17 protein-coding genes are annotated in these 19,171 nt (G+C 63.0%); 3 read left to right on the top strand and 14 right to left on the bottom strand.

The features are described 5' to 3' along the window. Positions 1-17: 17 nt before the first annotated feature. From IPK70_16415 to fbp, 6 genes are all read right to left on the bottom strand, one after another. Positions 18-590 carry a molybdenum cofactor guanylyltransferase gene (locus tag IPK70_16415; GenBank protein ID MBK8228747.1) on the bottom strand — a complete coding sequence of 191 codons (573 nt, stop codon included), beginning with the start codon at positions 588-590 and terminating at the stop codon, positions 18-20. Then, positions 587-1,762, bottom strand: a complete 1,176-nt coding sequence (locus IPK70_16410; protein ID MBK8228746.1) for a molybdopterin molybdotransferase MoeA — start codon at positions 1,760-1,762, stop codon at positions 587-589. The genes IPK70_16415 and IPK70_16410 overlap by 4 nt, the downstream gene beginning before the upstream one ends. Beyond that, positions 1,756-2,415: a ThiF family adenylyltransferase gene (locus IPK70_16405; protein ID MBK8228745.1), complete on the bottom strand. Its 660-nt coding sequence runs from the start codon at positions 2,413-2,415 to the stop codon at positions 1,756-1,758. Before IPK70_16405 ends, IPK70_16410 begins: the two co-directional genes overlap by 7 nt. Positions 2,416-2,529: 114 nt before the next feature. After that, positions 2,530-5,346, bottom strand: a complete 2,817-nt coding sequence (locus tag IPK70_16400; GenBank protein MBK8228744.1) for a VCBS repeat-containing protein — start codon at positions 5,344-5,346, stop codon at positions 2,530-2,532. Between the two features lie 76 nt (positions 5,347-5,422). After that, positions 5,423-6,553, bottom strand: coding sequence for a bifunctional 3-deoxy-7-phosphoheptulonate synthase/chorismate mutase type II (locus tag IPK70_16395; GenBank protein ID MBK8228743.1), 1,131 nt, complete (start codon positions 6,551-6,553; stop codon positions 5,423-5,425). A 61-nt stretch (positions 6,554-6,614) separates the two neighbouring features. Beyond that, positions 6,615-7,577, bottom strand: a complete 963-nt coding sequence (fbp, locus tag IPK70_16390) for a class 1 fructose-bisphosphatase (GenBank protein MBK8228742.1) — start codon at positions 7,575-7,577, stop codon at positions 6,615-6,617. A gap of 84 nt (positions 7,578-7,661) precedes the next feature. Here fbp and IPK70_16385 point away from each other — a divergent pair, with 84 nt between their 5' ends. From IPK70_16385 to IPK70_16375, 3 genes are read left to right on the top strand one after another with little or no spacing between them, the layout of a single operon-like run. Continuing rightward, positions 7,662-8,138, top strand: coding sequence for a GNAT family N-acetyltransferase (locus IPK70_16385; GenBank protein MBK8228741.1), 477 nt, complete (start codon positions 7,662-7,664; stop codon positions 8,136-8,138). After that, the gene (locus IPK70_16380; GenBank protein ID MBK8228740.1) at positions 8,135-9,409 is read left to right on the top strand and encodes an aspartate kinase; all 1,275 of its coding nucleotides are present in this window, start codon (positions 8,135-8,137) and stop codon (positions 9,407-9,409) included. The genes IPK70_16385 and IPK70_16380 overlap by 4 nt, the downstream gene beginning before the upstream one ends. Positions 9,410-9,418: 9 nt before the next feature. Next, positions 9,419-10,450 (top strand): hypothetical protein, encoded by a 1,032-nt coding sequence (locus IPK70_16375; GenBank protein MBK8228739.1) that lies wholly within the window; start codon positions 9,419-9,421, stop codon positions 10,448-10,450. A gap of 4 nt (positions 10,451-10,454) precedes the next feature. On the opposite strand, the gene IPK70_16370 is transcribed toward IPK70_16375, so the two are convergent. The 8 genes from IPK70_16370 to IPK70_16335 form a co-directional block, all read right to left on the bottom strand. Beyond that, positions 10,455-11,693, bottom strand: a complete 1,239-nt coding sequence (locus IPK70_16370; GenBank protein MBK8228738.1) for a tetratricopeptide repeat protein — start codon at positions 11,691-11,693, stop codon at positions 10,455-10,457. A gap of 4 nt (positions 11,694-11,697) precedes the next feature. After that, positions 11,698-12,012: a hypothetical protein gene (locus IPK70_16365; GenBank protein MBK8228737.1), complete on the bottom strand. Its 315-nt coding sequence runs from the start codon at positions 12,010-12,012 to the stop codon at positions 11,698-11,700. A 10-nt stretch (positions 12,013-12,022) separates the two neighbouring features. Beyond that, positions 12,023-13,468, bottom strand: a complete 1,446-nt coding sequence (locus IPK70_16360; protein ID MBK8228736.1) for a TolC family protein — start codon at positions 13,466-13,468, stop codon at positions 12,023-12,025. Then, positions 13,465-14,835, bottom strand: a complete 1,371-nt coding sequence (locus IPK70_16355) for an HlyD family efflux transporter periplasmic adaptor subunit (GenBank protein ID MBK8228735.1) — start codon at positions 14,833-14,835, stop codon at positions 13,465-13,467. Before IPK70_16355 ends, IPK70_16360 begins: the two co-directional genes overlap by 4 nt. A gap of 4 nt (positions 14,836-14,839) precedes the next feature. Then, on the bottom strand, positions 14,840-16,507 hold the full coding sequence (locus tag IPK70_16350) for an ATP-binding cassette domain-containing protein (GenBank protein MBK8228734.1): 1,668 nt from the start codon (positions 16,505-16,507) through the stop codon (positions 14,840-14,842). Beyond that, the gene (locus tag IPK70_16345; protein ID MBK8228733.1) at positions 16,504-17,190 is read right to left on the bottom strand and encodes a TetR/AcrR family transcriptional regulator; all 687 of its coding nucleotides are present in this window, start codon (positions 17,188-17,190) and stop codon (positions 16,504-16,506) included. Before IPK70_16345 ends, IPK70_16350 begins: the two co-directional genes overlap by 4 nt. A gap of 140 nt (positions 17,191-17,330) precedes the next feature. Then, on the bottom strand, positions 17,331-18,236 hold the full coding sequence (locus IPK70_16340) for a glycerophosphodiester phosphodiesterase (protein ID MBK8228732.1): 906 nt from the start codon (positions 18,234-18,236) through the stop codon (positions 17,331-17,333). Continuing rightward, positions 18,223-19,170, bottom strand: coding sequence for a phosphoglycerate dehydrogenase (locus IPK70_16335; GenBank protein ID MBK8228731.1), 948 nt, complete (start codon positions 19,168-19,170; stop codon positions 18,223-18,225). The genes IPK70_16340 and IPK70_16335 overlap by 14 nt, the downstream gene beginning before the upstream one ends. Position 19,171 lies beyond the last annotated feature (1 nt).

Raw genomic sequence — 19,171 nt, 5'->3', positions numbered from 1 at the left:
GCCTTTGCGACGGCGCATCAAAGGTCGTTCGGCGTGTTGATGTTCCGGAACAGATCCACAGGCCAGCCGTCATGGCCTGGGATCACTTCAATGTGGGTCGTGCGCACCTGGCTCAGCGCATCGCTCATCTTCAATGCATCAAGCTCAACGCATCGGCGGAAGACAGGCTGCGCGCTCCGGTGATAGGCCGCGGCCAACGGCTCGATCAAGCCGCCATGCCGGGGCACCACTGCATCCGTGGAATGGCCCAGCTGCGCTTTCAGCTGGACGAAAAGGCGGTCAATCAGTCCAGGCATATCGCAAGCGACCACCAGGAGCCTATCGTTGCTGGCATAGCGCATGGCTGTGGCGATGCCTCCGAGCGGACCCTTGCCGGGCCACTCATCAGCGATCACGAAAGGTCCAACGGCACCAAGCTTCTCCGGCTCACCGATGACGAGCAGCTCCGCGCACTGCGCATCAAGCTTGTCCAAGGCACGATCCAGCAGCGTGCGCGATTCCACTTCGATGAGCGCCTTGTCGCGCCCCATGCGGGAGCTTCGTCCGCCAGCGAGCACCACGCCGGTCCAGCCCACCTTGCTCGTGCTCATCGCAATGGGATCAATTGCACGCGCTCGCCTTGAGCCATCCCTTGCACGGACTCCGGGAAATACGCGAGCGCATCAGCATGCACCAGCGTGGTGAGCATGTGCGAGCCCTCCTCGGGCAGGAGCTCCACCAACCCATTGCATATGCGCGCAGCACGGAACTCGGCGCGGTCGCCCTTCAATTCGATCGGCCGTTCAAGCGGCAGCTGCTCCCTGCCTGCAAAGGGGTACAGGGCACCTTGCATGCTGCGCAGGAAGGGGAGCACATACGCGTGCCAGCAGACCAGCACAGCGCGCGGATTGCCGGGCAGCGCGAACACCGGCTTGCCCTTGATCGTAGCGAAGAGCATGGGCTTGCCTGGCTTCTGCCTTACGCCATGGAAGTGGATGCTGGCTCCCATGCTGTCCAAGACCTGACGGATGGAATCGTGATCACCGACGGAGACGCCGCCTGTGGTGATCACCGCATCACTATCCGCCAGCGCTGCTTCCAGTACGGCGCGGATCTCCGCCGGGTCGTCGCTCGCGGTGAAGGGCGGCTCCTCCGTATGGAACCAGGCCGACCTGATGGCTGCCACCAGCATGCGCTCATTGCTGGAGTGGATCAAGCCAGCATGGTCCTCGCCCGGCTCAATGAACTCACTGCCGGTGCGCACGATCGATACGATCGGCTCCGTGACCACCATCACTTCGTCGAGCCCCCCGCAGGCCAGCAGACCCACTGCAGCGGCGTTCATGCGTTCGCCCTTGGCCACGAGCAGCTCACCTGAGCGGAACGACTCGCCGCGCCTGCGGATGTTGGTGCCAGGGAGCACCTCTGTGAGCGCACGGATGGATTGGGCTCCACCGCCCGTTCCAACGCGCTCCTGCATCACAATGCCATGCGTGCCTTCGGGCACCGCTGCACCCGTGAAGATCCGCGCGCACTCACCCGCTCCGAGCGATCGGCCAAGCACCTGTCCAGCGGCAATGCTCCCAATGCGTGTCCATGGTCCACTTGGGTCCGACACAGCGTAACCATCAACAGCGCTCACATCCATGCGCGGGTAATCGTCCGCTGCGAAAGCATCTTGGGCGAGGCAAGCGCCAATGGCATGCTCCAGCCTCCGGAACTCTGCAGGCATCGCAGGCGCATTCGCCATGCAGATCCGCTGAGCCTCCTCCACGGTCAGCATGTCAACTCGGGCTTGAAAGTGATCCAACGCCTTTCACCGCCATCATACAGGTCGAGCGACCCATTGACCATTCGTTCCCCCCGAAGCAGCGATGTGATGGTCCCGCTCATGCGCTCAGCAACGGCTTCGACCGCGTCCATCGGCACCTGTTGCATATCGCAGCCATCCTGAGCCGGACCGATGCGCCCATCGAAGACATCGGCACGCGATAGCTCGCTTCTTTCACCGCGAGCGTGCAGCAACAGCATCTGGCCTTGATCGCGGTGCAGCGCGCCGCTGACCAATGGGATCCCCAACGCTGAACATGCCCGATCAAGAAGATCCCTTGCGTGGAGGTCATCCGTGCAGTCCGCGATCAAATCGTGTCCTCTCAACGAATCCGTGGCATTCCCGGCATCGATGAACCGTGGTTCTGATTCAACCTTTGCACGAGACAGGATGGATCCGAGCCTCGCCCGTAACGCATCTGCCTTGAGCAAACCGACATCCTGCAGGGCATAGAACCGTTGCCTGACGAGGTTGCCGGCTTCAACGCGATCTCCATCGAATACGGAGATGGCTTCAATGGGCAGACCACGCAGACGGTGAAGCAGCTCACTCCCGAGCGCGCCAGCACCGATGATCGCGATGCGAGCGGTGGCCATGCCCTTCATGCGGCCGAAGTTAGCCTGAGGCCAATGGCCGGATCGATGGCATGCAACCACGAGGATGGAAAGAAGAAGCCCCGCGAGCGGATCGCGGGGCTTCCAGCAATTCCTCCGTGCGCCTTATTGCACCACGATGCGCTGATGGCTGCTGCCATCGGCATGGCGAACACGCACCACGTATTCGCCCGGCGCGATGCCTTGCAAGCTGAGCGTCAGGGTACCCGTGGTGCTCGTTCCCAAGCTGAGCGCGATGCGACCGGTCACATCCACCAGTTCGTAGCCGGTGATTCCAGCCAGGCCGTTGGCCACAACCGTGACCGACTCATGTGCCGGGTTAGGGAACACGCCTAACTGAGCCGCGCCTGCTTCGGCGATGCCCACGCCGATCTCCACGGTCGCAGGGTCGCGCAAGCTTTCGCAGGCTACGCCTTCGGCCTCCACTTCCCAATCGTAGAAGAAGTAGTAGAAGTTGAGCGCATTGGCGCCCGTTACGCTGCTGGTAGTGATGGCGCCCACGGTGCCCAAGGCATAGGGGTAGGTGGGGTTGCTGCCATTGCCGTCACGCCAGAGCTGCGGGTTGCCGCCCACGCAACGCAGGCCATATTCGCCAGGGCCGGGCACGGAGTAGTTCAAGTCGATGCGGCTCTCGCCATCGGGGATGTTGATCACCTGGCTGGCAATGGTGCTGCCATCCGCACGGTCGATGAGCGCCACGGTACGGTTGCCGGCGCCGTTGGCGTACACTTTCACGCTCACGATGGTGAAGGCCTCCGAGGCAGTGAACACCGGGTAGTTGTCGCTATTGGTGTGGTACGCGCCGGGCGCTGCGGTGGTGAGCCTGTCAACCGGCCCTCCGAACCATTCACCGCCGCCATGGATGGTGGTGGCGCTGGCGTAATAAGTGGTCGTGGAGTTCAAGAAGGGGGTGATGAACGTGTTTCCAGTGGCGATAGCAGGGCCGCCAGCGTTCTCCGCGAACCATTGGATGTTATCCCCGATCGCCTCCAAGCTCGCTGATCCAGGACCGGAGAGGATCACGTCTTCAGCCACCGGCATCGGTGCGGCAAGCACTTCGACCTCAATGGGCGCGCTGGTGAATTCGCCGCAGGTGCCCGTAATGGTCACCGTGTAAGTGCCGGACTGGGTAATGCTCGCCTGCTGGGTGGTGGCGCCATTGCTCCAGCTGTATCCGTTGGCGACTGAGCTCGTCAGCTGAACCGCGCCGCCCTGGCAGATGGTGGTAGGCCCATCGGCAGTAACGGTTGGGGTCTCGTCGGGGCTCTGTTGCACGAAGAAGCTGGTGGTACCGGTGCAGCCGCTGCCATCGTCGATCACCACCGAGTAGTTCCCCGGCGCGGTCACGTCGATGGACTGGGTGCTGGCGCCGGTGCTCCAGGTGTACTCGAAGCCGGCATTCGCCTCCAGCACCACGCTATCGCCATTGCCGCAAAGGACAGGATTGCCGATGGGCGTGATCGTCGCAACCGGGCTGATGCAGGTGTTCTCGACGATCGTGATGTACTGGTCTGCGGCGATGTTGGTGAAGGTCTCGGTGCCGCCAGCGGGCCAACGAACAGTGAGGGTGGGGATCACGGTATGCGCACCTAGGCCGAACATGCCAGCGAAGGTGGTGACCATGCCGTAGCTCTCACCCGAGCGCACCTCACGGATCTGCGTGCCCCATGGGCCGGTGATGGTGATGCGGGCCCCCACGGCGTCGCGGTTGCTCACGGTGCCTTGCAGGCGCACGCCGAACCAGTGATTGTCGTTGCCGTCGTTCAGCCAGAGGCGGTCCGGGTTGTTGTTGTCAGGGGTGATGTAATTGGAACCGTAGTTGGCGAAGACGTCCACGAAGCCATCGTTGTTCAGGTCGCCGGTCGCGAAGCTGTGCAGCGCCTTGCTGCTGGGCAGCAGGTTGGTGATACGGGTGAAGGTGCCGTCGCCGTCGTTCTTGAAGTAGTACTCCACGCCGCCAGCGATCAGGATGTCAATGAAGCCATCGTTGTCGAAATCTGCGAACTTGCTCTGGAGCATGAAGCCGCCGAACTCCAGGCCGCTGCCTGCACTGATATCGGTGAAGTGGCCGGTTCCGTCGTTCTCGAATAGCTGGATATCGTTGTCGTGGTTGGTCACAACCATGTCGAAGTCGCCATCGTTGTCGATGTCGCCGAAATCGGCCGTCCAGCTCTGGTAGCGGATCTGCACACCGTAGTCCTCCGCCTGATCCGTGTAGTTGTTGCTGCCGTCGTTCACGAAGAGGCGGTTCCAGCGGCGGGGATCGTTGGGGTCGTTCACGCCCTGGCGGCAGTGCGCGATGTAGAGGTCGAGGTCGCCGTCATTGTCGAAGTCGGTCCACACGCTGCCGTAGTTCCCGCTCATGTCGCTGGTCGGGTTGGTGGTATAGTCGATGATATCGGCGTAGGAGAGATTGCCGGTGCCGTTGTTGAGCCACTGACGTGGAGCGCCGTCGTCATGGCAGGCCCAGTAGTCGTTATGGCCGTCGTTGTTGATGTCGGCGATGTTCACGCATTGCGTGAAGAGGCTGCCATTGTTAAGGTCGCTGATCGTGCTCTGGCCAACGCCGGTGATGCGGCGGTAGTGAACGCCGTCATAGCTCCCGCCGCTCACCACGTCCTTGTGGCCATCATTGTCGATATCAGCCGCCGCGAAGCCCCATTGGCCGCTGGCGCTCATGTTGCCGTAGTTCACCGAGGTGAAGGTCCCGTTGGCGTTCTGGTAATCGACCTTGAGCACGCGCGCGTTGTCGAGCTTCACGATGTCGTCGAGCCCGTCGCCGTTCATGTCAGTCACGCCCATGCAGCCGCCGCTCACGCTGGCGCCCATCAGGGGGGTGCTGTTGGTGAAGGAGAGCTGCGCTTGCAACAGGCCTGGCAGTGAAGCGACAACTGCAGCCACGAGTAGTTTTCGTCCGTTCATCTGGGTTGGTTGGTTTCGGTTCCGGTAAAGGGTTTTGCTTGCAGGCGCGCCGAATGTAGGGGAAGGCCCTTTGGCGCTACGCTCCCTTCGATAAGATCTCTTTAGATCCTACGGGGAGCCCATCGGCGCCCTCGAAGGTCTGGCGGCGGATGCTCTCCCGGTGGATGGCATCCATGAACTCGCGGACGAAATCCTCGCTCAGCCCAAGGTGCCGGGCCATGCGGAGCTGGCGATCCATGATCCGTTCCCAGCGCTCCGGCTGCAGGATGGCCACGTTGTGCAAGCGCTTGTGGTCGCCGATTCGCTCGGCGATATCCATGCGCGTCCCGAGCTTCTGGACGATCTCCTCGTCCAATTGGTCGATCAGGTCACGAAGTTCCTCGAGGCCGTCGCGCATGGCATCAGTGGGCACGGCTTGCCGGAAGATCAACCCATCCAGGGTGTGGCCGAAGGCTTTCGGTGATAGCTGTTGGTCAGCATCGCTACGGGCCTTCGCGGGATCTGGATGCACCTCAACCATCAGCCCGGAGAAGCCCAGGTCCAGGGCCTGCTGGGCCACCTGTCCGATGCGCTCCGTACTGCCAGCGATATGACTGGGGTCGCACAACAGCTCCAACCCCGGGTGGGCGGCCTTCAAGCGGATGGGGAATTCCCACATGGGGCTGTTCCGGTAGGGCGTACGCTCGAACCAGCTGAATCCACGGTGCACGGCGGCCAGCCGCTTCAGGCCGGCCCGGCTCAAGCGCTCCAAAGCCCCCAACCACAGGTGCAGGTCCGGATTGATCGGGTTCTTCACCAGCACCGGGACATCAACACCTTGCAGGGTGTCGGCAATGGCCTGCACGCTGAATGGATTCGGTGTTGTGCGGGCCCCAATCCAAAGCATGTCGATGCCAGACTTCAGCGCAGCTTCCACATGTTCCGGGGTGGCTACCTCGGTGGCAAGCAGCAATCCGGTCTCGCGCCTGGCTTCCTCGAGCCATGCCAACGCTGATTCACCGGCTCCCTCGAAGCTGCCTGGCCGGGTGCGCGGCTTCCATACCCCGGCGCGCATCACTTGGGCGCGGCCATCGGCCTTCAAGGCCCGCGCCGCTTCCATCACCTGCGCTTGGCTCTCGGCGCTGCATGGGCCCGCAATCACCAAGGGACGTTCCAAGCCCAGGCCCCAAGCCGGAAAAGGAAGAGGCTCGAAGCCATTGGATTCCATCGCTTTCAAAAGTACGCCTTGCCCGGCGCCTATGTTCGCTCCGATCCCGGGCCTTGGCGCCCTAGGCCTTCATCGCCCCTTCCACCATGTTCTTGCTCCCGATGAAGAGCGGGCAGCGCTGGTGAAGCCCTGTGGGCTTGAGGTCCAGGATGCGCGTGGTCCCGTTCGTCGCTGCTCCTCCGGCTTGCTCAACCAAGTAGGCGAGCGGGTTGGCTTCGTACAGCAGGCGCAGCTTCCCTTGAGGCGATTTCGCCGTTGCCGGATACAGGTAGATGCCGCCCTTCATCAGGTTGCGGTGGAAATCGGCCACCAGGCTGCCGATGTAACGCGCGCTCATCTTCTGCTTCTTGCAAGCGTCGATGTAGCGCTGAACGCCGGGGTCGAAGTCGTGGAGATTGCCCTCGTTCACGGAGAAGATCTTCCCATCCGCCGGCGTCTTCATGTCGGGATGGCTCAGGCAGAATGTGCCGATGCTGGGATCCAGCGTGAAGCCATTGACGCCGTGGCCCGTCGTGTACACCAGCATGGTGCTGCTGCCATAGATGATGTAGCCTGCAGCCACTTGCGCGGTGCCCCGCTGCATGAAGTCCTCCATCGTGGCCTTGTCACCCGTGCTCACGCGCCGATAGATGCTGAAGATGGTGCCGATGCTCACGTTCACGTCGATGTTGCTGCTGCCATCGAGCGGATCCATGGCCACCACGTATTTGCCGCCGTTGTCGAAGTGCACGATGTCGTCGTTCTCCTCGCTGGCCACGGCGCACACCATGCCTTGGCTTCGCAGCAATCGGATGAAAAGGCCGTTCGCGTACACATCGAGCTTCTGTTGCTGCTCTCCTTGGATATTCTCGCTGCCTTGCGCGCCCAGGATATCCTCGGCCAGCCCGGCCTTGTTCACCTCACGGTTCACCATTTTGCCAGCCAAACGGAAGCTGGTGAGCAACTGGCTCAATTCGCCCGTGGCGTAGGTGAATTCATGCTGCCGCTCGGTGATGAACTCGGCGAGGGTCTTTACGTGGGCCATGTGATCAGGGTAGAGTGGACGAAAGCGCTTGTGGGGATGATGCGATTCCGAGGCGAAGATCGGTCGGGCGTTTCTTTGCACCGCATGGAAACGAACATTCGCCGCGCCAAGGCAGCTGACGTGCCGCGCATGCTCGAACTTGTGCGCGAGCTCGCCGTGTTCGAGCGCGCACCGGAGGAAGTGACGGTGACGCTGGACCACATGCGCGATGCCGGCTTCGGGCCGGACCCGGTCTGGGTTGGTTGGGTGGCCGAAATCGATGGCATCGTGCAAGGGATGGCGGTCTGCTATGAACGCTATTCGACCTGGAAGGGGCGCCGCCTGTACCTGGAGGACATCGTCGTGACGGAAGCTGCGAGGGGGCAAGGCCTTGGTGAAGGTCTATTCCGTGCCTGCGCGGAATTCGCACTGAGCAAGGAGCACGATGGCATGACCTGGCAAGTCCTTGATTGGAACCAAGGGGCCGTCCGTTTCTACGAGCGGCTGGGCGCCTCCTTCTCGAAGGAATGGTGGAACGGCTCGGTGAGCAAGGAACAACTCAAGACCCTCGCCGCGGGATGAAGGTCTTCAAGTTCGGCGGGGCCAGCGTGAAGGACGCGGCGGGCGTGCGCAACGTGGCGAAGGTGCTCTCCCATTTCCCGGATGATGACCTGCTGATCGTGGTGAGCGCGATGGGGAAGACGACGAATGCGCTGGAGGAGGTGGTGTGGGCCGATCTGGAGGGACGCGACCCCGCGAAAGCCATCGATGAACTGGTCGAGTTCCATAAGCGGATCAACAATGATGTTACCACGGAGGCGGCCCGTCATGGGATTGAGTTGTACGAGGCCCTTGAGAAGCCGCTCACCGCGAGGCTCATCAACGCGGACCTGCGCGTCCCTGACCGCTATTACGACCGCATCGTTTCATGGGGCGAGTTGACCAGCACGCGTATCGTGAGCAACCACCTCATGAGCATCGGCTTGCTGAACACCTGGGTCGATGCACGCGATATCATCAGGACCGATGATCTGTACCGGTCGGCCCGCGTGGACTGGAGCGCTTCAAAGGCTGCTGCCGCGTCCCGGCTGATACCACTGATGAAGAGCGGAAAGGACCCTGTACGTATCGTCACTCAAGGCTTCATCGGGAGGAGTCATCATGGCCAGACCACTACGCTCGGCCGCGAAGGCTCTGACTTCTCCGCTGCGATCTTCGCTTACTTGCTGGATGCCGAAAGCGTGACCATCTGGAAGGACGTCCCCGGCATGTTCAACGCTGACCCGAAGCGCTTTCCCGACACCAAGCTCCTCTCGCACATCAGCTACCGCGAGGCCATCGAGCTCAGCTACTTCGGCGCCAGCGTGATCCACCCGCGCACCCTGCAGCCCTTGCAGAAAAAGGGCATACCGCTCTACGTGCGCTCCTTCGTCGACCTGGACGCTCCCGGCACCACCATCGATGACCGGAGCGAGAATGACTCGCTGATCCCCTCCTTCATCGTGAAGCCGAAGCAATTGCTGATCAGCATCACGCCGCGAGACCTCAGCTTCATCGTGGAAGGGAACCTCAGCGGCATCTTCGCCCGATTCGCCCAGCAGAACGTGCGCATCGACCTCATGCAGAACAGCGCACTGGCCTTCAGCGTGGCCGTTGATGACACGCCGCGCAGCCGAGGCCTGATCGAGGAACTGCGCGCTGAGTACGAGGTGCGCTACAACGAGGGCTGCGAGCTAGTGACCGTGCGGCATTACGATGAGCCCACCTTGGCCAAGCTCCTTGAGGGCAAAGAGGTGATGCTGGAGCAGCGCAGCCGCACCACCGCGCGCTTCGTGCTGAAAGCCCAGGCCTAGCTTCGCATCATGCTCCGCCTTGCGGTCATCGTCCTTGTTCTCGTCCTCGCAGGGGAAACGTCCGCCCAATCGCGCTCAGCACGGAACGGAGCGCAACGCCCGACCAAGGCAGCGGTTGCCGCCGAACTCGCGCGCATCGATTCGGCCGGTGACGTCGCACGATCGATCGATGAGCGCATGCGCATTGCAGCATCGCTGAAGGGAAAGGAAGCACTCGCCATCCTTCGAGATGCCGCATTGCTATCGGATTCCCTGCGGGACCCTTGGCGGGGAGCCGCAGTGCGCACGAGGCTGATGGAGCGTTATCGTTCCGCCGGTGACGATAAGCGCGCGCTCAATGAAGCCGTGACCATCATCGCCTTGTGGCGCGAGGGGCGTGAGCTGGACCTCAGGGATGCGGCGGAGGAAGCCGGTGAAATGAGCCGCGGGCATCAGCATGAACTAGACAGCCTCATTGCCCTGCACGAGCATAGCGCATCCGCCTCTCGCGATGCGCTAGGCCAAGCCCAGCAGACCATCGCGCAGCGTGAGATGGCGATCATCGCTGTTGGTTCCATCGGAATCGTTCTCCTGCTGACTGCCATCCTCGTCCTGCGCCGCGGCCACCGCCGCGCCATGGAACAGGTTCGCCGGGAGCTGAGCGTCTTCCAAGCCCGCATCGCCGAAATGGCCGAGGAGATGAAGGGCTTGGCGAGCCGAATGGAAGCGCAGCGCGCAGCGCCGCCAGCGGCTCCGTCATCCGAGGCTCCAGCGCCTGCAGCAGGAAAAGAAGCTCTTTCGCCCGACCCCATGGTGCTCGCGCTCTTCATGCGCCAAGCACCCGAACGCATCGAGGCATTGGAGACCGCACGCGCGGCGAATGATCATGAGAAGGTGCTGCGCGTGCTGCATTCGTTGCGCCCGCAGCTCGATGCGCTGGATCCTGACGGGCTGGGTGCTTCATGCGCGCGATTGCGCGCCATGCGGCCTTCCGATGCTGACCGTGATGCTGGCCTCGACCGGCTGATCGCCGGCATGCGCGCCCTGATGGCGCATCGCTGAGCCCTCAATTCGCGCAGAAATAGCCCATGGCGTCGAGCGCCTTCTCGTTTCCCAATTGCGCGCTGCGCCGCAGGTCATCGCATCCTCGATCCGGCCTATAGGTCATGTGCTCGGCCATTGCGCGGTTGAAGTAGGCCTTGGAGTGCCTGTCGTCGAGCTGGATCGCCCGGTCAAAGCACTCGATGGCACGCGAGAATTCGCCGTAGAGCAAGTGGATGCTGCCCTTCATGTTCCACGCATCGGCATCATCCGGTGCGCTTTCCAGTGCTTCTTCAGCATCGGCGAAGGCTCCCGCATGGTCGCCGAGCTGCTTGCGCACGAAAGCCCGGTTGTATTGCGCTTCGAGGTAACCGGGATCGAGTTCCAAGGCGCGATCGTAATCCTCGCGAGCGCCCACGAGGTCGCCATCCTCCTTGCGCAGCAGTGCTCGCTGGAAGAAGATGTGCGGCCGATCAGAGGCCAACGCGAGCGCTTTGTCCATGTCGGCTCGAGCTTGCTGCTCGTTGCCGAGTTGCCGATGCACGAGTCCCCGGTTGAAATGCGCGAGGTCGAAATAGGGATCCAAGAGCACGGCACTATCGAGTGCTGCGAGCGCCTCCTTCCAGAGCCTGAGGCGCATGAGGGCCACTCCGCGCAGGTCGTGCGCGATGGCCAGGCGCGGCGACTGGCGCTTGGCCGCATCGAAGCTGGACAACGCTTCCCTTGGGTCATCCTGTTGCAAGCTGGCCGAACCGCGCTTGAGCAAGAGCAGCACGTCCTTGGGCTTGTCCATGAGCAGCGAGTCGAGCTGCTCGATGGCGCGCTCCACCTCGCCGGCCGCAAGCCACGCATCGATGCGGCTCTCGCGCAACAGGTTGTCGTACGGATGCAACCGAATGGCCGCGCTCCAATCCTCCTCTGCGCCCTTCACGTCGTTCATCAGGAGCTTCACCTTGGCTCGGCGGTCGAGGATGTATTCGCTGTATGGATTCAGCTCGAGGGCGCGGTTGATGTCGGCCATGGCCATCTGCGGCTGGCCGAGGCGCTCGTAGAGTGCCGCGCGCTTCATATAGGCATCCGCGAAGCCGCGGTCGGTCTCAACAGCCATGGTGTAGAGCCGCAGCGCCTGCTCGCTGTTGCCGAGGCGCAGCTGCATGTCGCCCTGCTGCACCCACTGCACGGCATCGAGCCGATTGCTGAATTGCGCGCCGCTCGCGAGAGGCAGCGCGAGCAAGAGCATGAGGAGGATCGATCTGCTGTCCATGGCTTCAAACCTTTGCGACCTGCTCCAATAAGGTGCGCTGCGCCACAGGATCCATGTGCGTTATGGGCGTGGCATGGATGCGCACGATATCGTCGCCAAGCAATTCGTAAGAGGCCGCTTCCACCTCGCGGTAGAGCAGCGCCTTGGTCATGCCCTGCAGCAGCAGCTGCTTGTCTCGCCGCAATTCGCCGTTGACGAGCAGGAGCTCCTCATGGTCGGTGTCGAGCGTCGCGAACTGGATCAGCTGCCGCTCAATGAGGTGCATGGCCAGCCGTTCGGCGGATTCGACGGTGCGGGTCTGGATGGTGAGGTGTATCATGGCGATGGTTCTAGCGCGTCCAAGCGTTCCAGAGCGTGCCCGCCTCGTGATCGAGCGCGAAGAAGGCTTTCCGCAAACGCGCTTCAAGCTCCACTTGGCGGATGCGCGCATCGATGAGCGGCACTTCGCGGGCGTTCACAAGGAAGAGCGAGCTCTCGCCGGCGGCGAAGCGCTGGTTCTCGCCATTGAGCAGGCGCTCGTTGTTCAGCACCATGCCCGCGCCAAGGTCCGCCTGCTGGCGCAGCACTGCGATGTCGTTGGCGCGCTCGCGGATCCGGTTGCGGATCACCTGGCGATCACGGTCCACGGCGAGGCCCGCATCGGAAAGGCGCAGGCGTGCCATGGCCAATTCGCCGCGCTCCCGTCGAAGCAGCAACGGCATGCTGAAGCCCACGCCAACCAATCGGCCATTGCCCGAGAGGCGGGCACCGTCATCGGTGCCAGCGACTCCTGCGTTCCCCAGCCATTGGTACTTCACATCGAGCGAAGGCTTCAGGTATTCGCTGCGCAGGCGGCGGTCCACTTCCAGCTGGTCGATCCTTGCGAGCGATTGCACCAGCAACGGATGCCCATCCACCGCAGTGGTGAGAAGCGTGTCAGGCAGCAGGAATGCGGCAGGCGAGATGAGGTCGAGCGCATCGGGCCTCACCCCATCTTGCAGCTCCAACGGACGTTGGGCGGCGTCCCACAGGTGATTGCTCAGCCTCAACGCGGCATTGCGCACATTCAACTGTGCCTGTTGCTGGCGCATCAGCCTATCCTGGAATTGAAGGTAGGCCTCGAGCGTGTCGATGGCCGGCCGGTCCCCTCCGCGCCAGCTTCCACGCACGGCATCGAGGCGTATCCGCGCGAGTGACACGGCATCGTCGCTCACGCGCAGTGCCGCGTGCGCGGCCACCCAATCGGTGTGGTCGCTCAAGGCCTGCAGCAGCAGCGCGTTCAGCAGCATGCGGCGCTCGCCTTCCGTGGCCCGCTGATACGCCTGCGCTTTCCGCAAGGCCGCCCGGCGCTCGTCGATGAAGAGCCCTTGGCCGAGCGATGCTCTCACCCCGGCCTTCAACAGGCCATCGCTCGGTGTCGCGAGCTGCGGATTGAGGAATTCGCCATCGCCTTGCTCAACGCCTGCGAGCAGGTCGATGCCGTACCAGGTGGGCAGCTTCAGCCCCGCCTGCACCAAGCTGTAGTAGTTCTTCTCATCGAAGTCCTTGGCGTCGTACGACGCGGAGGCCACCGGGTCGAATCCGCCGCGCGCGCTCCGCACCGCCGCATCGCCCATCTCGTTGCGCAAAGCGGCTTGGCGCGCCATCGGATGATGCTCGAGCACCAAGCGGACGAAGGCCTCGCGCGTAAGGGCGGCCGGCACCTGCGCCATGGCGAGCGCGCTCGCGAGCATCGCGATCGCCGCGTGGAGCGACCGCCAGATGCCCGTGCCTTCACTGTTGACCGACCGCATCATTCCTTGCCTGTTTGCTCTGCCGCACGCATGCCGTTCATAACCTGCGCGGCATCGTACAAGTCGGGCGGGAAGCCGTTGATCTGACGCCAGAGCTCGTACCAGATGGGCACATTGCTCATCAGCGCGAAGCCCACTGCGCCTCCGCCCACGCGCAGCGCGCTAGGCCAGGGATCGTCCTCCGGATCAGCGGCCACCAGGATGCGGTACTTGCCATTGGGGCTGATGAAGTTGTCGATGGCCGCCACGCGCCCGCCGAAGGTGCCGTAGCTCGAATTGGGCCAGCCGCTGAAGACGATGCTTGGCCAGCCGTCGAACATGAAGCGCACCTTCTGCCCTTTGGTGATCAGCGGCATGTCCATGGGACGCACGTAGAGCTCCACGGCGAGGTCGAACGATGCGGGCATCACGCTCACCAGCGGATCACCCTCTTTCACGGTCTCGCCCAAGCCGGTTACCACCGCACGGGTGATGTAGCCGCGTTGCGGGGCGGTGACATAGTAGTTGCCCGCGCGCACGGTGTAGTTGGCGAGGTCCACCTGCATCTTGCTCACCTCGGCTTCGGTGGTGTACATCTGGCTCATGCTCGCGAACTTCTCGCTCTCGGCCTTGCTGAGCTTGTCGCGGTAATCGTTGCGGATGCCGTTCACCTCCAGCTGCGCGTTGAGCAGCTCGTTGCGCGCGTCGAGGAGCTTGTTGCGCGCATCGATGAGCGTGGCGTTGGCGCGCTGCTGCTGCACCTGCCGCCGCTCGAGCTCCACCTTGCTCACCAGCCCCTCCTTGAATTGCTGGCCGCCGCGCGTGAGCTGCTCCTCGGCCACGCGCATCTCGGTCTCGGCCGCCTGCACGCGGATGCTGTCGCTCTGCAATTCCAGCCGGGCCTGCTGGATCTTGTTCTGGGCCTGCTCGAGCTTGATGCGAAGACCGCCGGTGAGCGCATCGATCTGCGCATCGAGCGAGCGCACTTTCTCATCGTAGCTGCGGGCGGTGAGCTCTTTGGCGGTGATCTGCTCCTGCGTGCGGTCGAGCAGCAGCGGATCGAAGTACTCAGGCTTCACCTCGCTGAGGCGCAGGATGGTGTCGCCCTTCTCCACGAGCTGGCCCTCTTGAACGAACCATTCTTCCAAGCGGCCGGGAATGATCGCGTGGATGGTCTGCGGCCGCTGGTCGGGGCTGAGGCTGGTGACGGTGCCGCGTGCCCGGATGTTCTGCGTCCACGGAAGGAAGAGGCCGATGAGCACGGTGGCACAGGCTGCGATGAGCCAGCGCGCGAATAATCGGTTGGCGCTGGCGATGCCGATGACCCGGAAGCAGCCGAAGGTGCTGCGGTCGAGCGTGTGCACGGCGTTGTGCGGGCTGAGGTCGAGCATGGCGTCAGGCGTTCTCGATGATTCGTCCATCGCGCAGGCCCAGCAAGCGCTGGCAGCGCTGCTGAAGCCAGGTGTCGTTGCTCACGGCCAGAAGGGTCCACGGGCGCTCTGGCGCGCTGATCCAGCCCAAGAGCTGCTCACGCTCCTTCTGCTCCCAGTCCTGCAGGCTGTCCTCCAGCAGGATCATGCGCGGCTTGCCCGCGATGGCCCGCGCAAGGACGATACGCTTCACCAGGCTTTTCGGCAGCCGAGCACCGTCGGGATCGAGCTGGGTGAGGAGGCCATTGGGCAGCAGAGCGAGTTGTTCCATGAGGCCGGTGACACGGCATGCCTCCACCACATCCGGCTCGGTGATCCAATCGCGGCCAACAGTGATGTTCTCCATGACCGTGCCGGTGAAGACATCGTCATCACTGAGGCAGTCGCCGATAAGCGACCTTACATGCTCCAGCTCGAGGCTGGACATGGGCTGACCGTCGAGCATCACACTGCCTTCCGTAGGCTCCATGCCGCCGCCAAGGATGCGCAGCAAGGTGGTCTTGCCCGAGCCATTGGAACCGCTCAAGCACACCTTCTCGCCGGGCGCCAGGCTGATGCTGATGTTCTCCAGCACATAGCGCCCGCTCCAGCCGCTCCGGAAGCCTAGGTCCTTGGTCATAACGGCTAGCCCGCGCTGCGGATCCGTGTCCAGCACCGTCAGCCCGCCGTTGCGCTCAAGCGCGATGTCGGTGACTGACCCGATCTTCTCCAGCGCGGTCACGAGGTCGTACACACGGTCAAGGCTGAGGATGATCTTCTCCACCGCGTTGAGCAGCACCAGGATCACGATCTCGGCCGCCACGAATTGACCCAGGTTCATCTGCTCGTTCATCACTAGCAAGCCACCAAGGGCGAGCAGCGCGAGGGTGATGATGACCTTGAAGGCCACCAGGGCGGAGTACTGGCCGACCAGCACGCTGAAATGCGCTTTCCGTTCGCGCACGTAGCTGCCCACGAGCTCGTCGGCGCGATCGATCGGAAGCCGTGTGCGCCCCACCATCTTGAACGTGTCCTGGCTGCGGCCAAGCTCTTCGAGCCAATAGGCGGTCTTGTACTTGTAGGCGCTCTCCTTCAGGCTGGTGGACAGGCCGCGCTGGCCCGTGAAGCGGAAGATGAGGATGAGAAGCAGCAGGAGCAGCAGACCGAATATGATGAAGAAGGGATGGTAGAGCGCTAGCAGGATCAGCGAGAGCATGATCTGCAGGAGGGCCAGAGGGATGTCGAGCAGGAGCTTGGCCATGCTCTTCTGCACGGTCATGGTATCGAAGAAGCGGTTCACCAGCTCAGGCAGGTAACGGCCTTGCGCGGCATCGTAGCGGATGCGCGGCAAACGGTATGCGAACTCCAAAGCGCTGCGCGCGAAGAGCCGTTGCTGGATGTTCTCGGCCAGGGCCATCTGCATGATCTGCAGAACGCCAGTGAAGCCAACACCGATGGTGACGAAAGCTATTAGCACGCCCCAGCTGGTGGCCACCTGACCGCCGCTGATCAGGTTGATGATGGCCTGGATGCCCAAGGGCAGGCTCAGTCCGATGGCCCCGCCCACGAAGGCATAGAGATAGATGTGCCCGATCTCGCGCTTATCCAGGCGCAACAAGCGGGCGAGGCGCTGCCAAGGGGTGATGGGGTTCATTCGTTCTTGGAGTCGATGGACGCGAAGACCAGGTGGATGAGCAGTTCGCCGACGCTGTCCTTGCCTTTGGGCTGCTTGCCGAATAGCGCGGGCAAGTACTCGTGGAAGAAGCGCAGGCTGCCATTGCCTTCGAGCACGAGCGCTGCCAGGTCATGCGCATGCGGATGGCCCGGTTTGGCATCCAGGACCAGGTCGCGCAACCGATGGCTCAGGCGCACGAAGCTACCGAAGTGCCCGTCGCTATCGCCCGTTGCCACTTCCTTGGTGAACCAGGCCTTGGCGCTTTCGTTCACTGCGATGCGGTAGAGCGCCTGGATGTCAACGTATTCGTGCTGGCCGCGCTCGGTGATGGGGCTGCTCACACTGCGGATGCCGCGTTCAAGCCGTTCGCGCCTGTCCGTGATGTTGGCCGTGTCGAAGGCCAGCTTGATCTCGCGCCAGGCCCAATACCAGTCCACCAAGTACACCAGCAGCCGGTGCTTGTTGGCGAAGTAGCGATAGACGCTCGCCTCGGCCGTGCCCACGGACTTGGCCAGCTTCGCCATGGTGAAGGCCTCGAAGCCCAGCTCGTCGATCAGCTGGATGCCGGTGCCGATGATGCGATGCCCAAGCTCGGTGCTGCTGGGGTCCTTGGTGTAGACGCGTTCGCGCACCTGCACATCCATGTGGAGCAATCGGTCCATGGTCCCTTCGGGGTTGGGCCGCAAAAATGGAAGGCCCGATAGTCCAAGTAACAGACATGAGTGTTAAAATGTTCAACTCGATAGCTTTACTATCACATCATTCAGGCTTCTCCGAGCCTCAGGCCAATGGCCCTCTGGCGTCATTCGCCGTGCTCCTCGATCAGTTTCAGCACCCTGTCCGGGTAATCGCTGATGATCCCATCCACTCCCAGCGCGATCATCCGCTTGATGTCGGCCGGTTCGTTCACGGTCCAGACCACGAGCTGGATGCCGCGGGCATGGAGCTCCGTGCGCAGGGCATCATCAGCCATGCTGAAATTCGGGCTGTAGATGGCCGGCGTGAAATTCAGCCGCTGCATATTGATCTCGAGGCCATCGGTGTTCTCGACGAGCAGGGCGAGCACGAGGTCCTGATCGATCGCGTGCATGGCCATGAGCACGGCCGGGTCGAACGATTGGATGATGCAGCGGTCCGTGATGCCGAGCGAGTCGATGGCAGCATGCACGATGGCCGCTAGCTGCACGGGCTTTGGCTGATACGAGCCGTAGAGAGCCGGTTCGCTCTTGACCTCGATGTTGAAGCCCGGCTGCCCGCCACCCGCCATCGCGGTCTCTTCGATCGCTTCCACCACCTCGCTCAAAGCGGGCTTGTGCGCGCGCCGCTGCTCCTGATCCGGGAACCGGGGGTGCTCGAGGCTCCCGCAATCGAAGGCACGGATCTCGGCAGCGGTCATCAGATAGAGATTCAGGTCGCGCTCGCGCTCCTGTTCAATGGCATCGCCGTTGGCATCCGTGCAGATCACATGGCTCATCCAGGGCTCATGCGACACGATCACCTGGCCGTCGGCGCTGACCACCACATCGAGCTCGATCCAATCGACGCCCAGCTCGGCCGCGTGCAGGAACGCAGGGATGGTGTTCTCCGGGAGCAGTCCGCGGCAGCCGCGGTGGCCGTGCACTTCAGGTGGATCGGTGCGGTGCTGGTTCATGCAAGCGGTGAGCGCGAGCGGGAGGAGCGCGCGCAACAGGAGTTCAGCCCTGGCCATTGGGGAATGCGTGGATGATCTTATCGGCGAGCACCTCGGCCATCCTCAGCTTGCCTTCGTGGGTGACGCCGGCGATGTGCGGCGTGAGCAGCACGCGCTCGTGCCCGAAGAGGCGGCGCTGGCTGCCGGGATCGGTTGCGGGGTCAAGTCCGCTGAGGTCGGGCCGCTCGAATTCCAGCACATCGAGCCCAGCGGCGATCACCCGGCCATGGTCGATGGCATCGAGGAGCGCTTCGGTATGCACCACGGCGCCGCGCGAGGTGTTGAGGAACCACACGGGCCGGCCTAGGCGGAGGAAGAAGTCACGGTCAGCGAAGTGGCGAGTCTCCTCGGTGAGCGGCAGGTGCAGGCTGATCACATCGCTCTCGCGCAGCAATCGCTCCAGCGAGGATTCTGTCACGCCCGCCCGCTCGAAGCCGCCGCGGTACTTATCGTGCGCCAGCACCTTCACCCCGAAGCCGCGCAGCTTGTCAGCAAAGGCGCTGCCCATGTTGCCGTAGCCGATGATGCCAACGGTCTTGCCGCGCAGGTCGGTGCCGCGGTTCTCCTCACGCAGCCAGATGCCGTGGTGCACCTGTCCGTTGGCGCGCACCAAGGCCTTCATGAGCGCGAGCAGCATCATCACGCAAGCTTCGCCCACGCCATCCCGGTTCCCTTCGGGCGAGTTCAGCACCCTCACCTGGTTCTTGCGGCACCACTCCGCGTCGATATTCTCCACGCCGCTCCCGACACGGCCGATGAAGCGCAATCCATCGACCTGCTGCAAGAGCCCGGCCTTCAGAGCGCGGCTTCGCACCACGAGGCCCTGCGCGCCCTTCAGTGCATCCGGCAGGCCATCTTCATCGACATGCTGCAATGCCAGCACCTCATGCCCGGCGCGCGTGAGGATCTCGCTCAAGCGTGGATGCACGGTATCGATGAGGGCGATGCGCATG

The sequence above is a fragment of the Flavobacteriales bacterium genome (assembly GCA_016712535.1).
GTDB lineage: Bacteria > Bacteroidota > Bacteroidia > Flavobacteriales_F > PHOS-HE28 > PHOS-HE28.
Note: the sequence above shows the minus strand (reverse complement) of the source record. Positions and strands in the feature narration are given on the sequence as shown.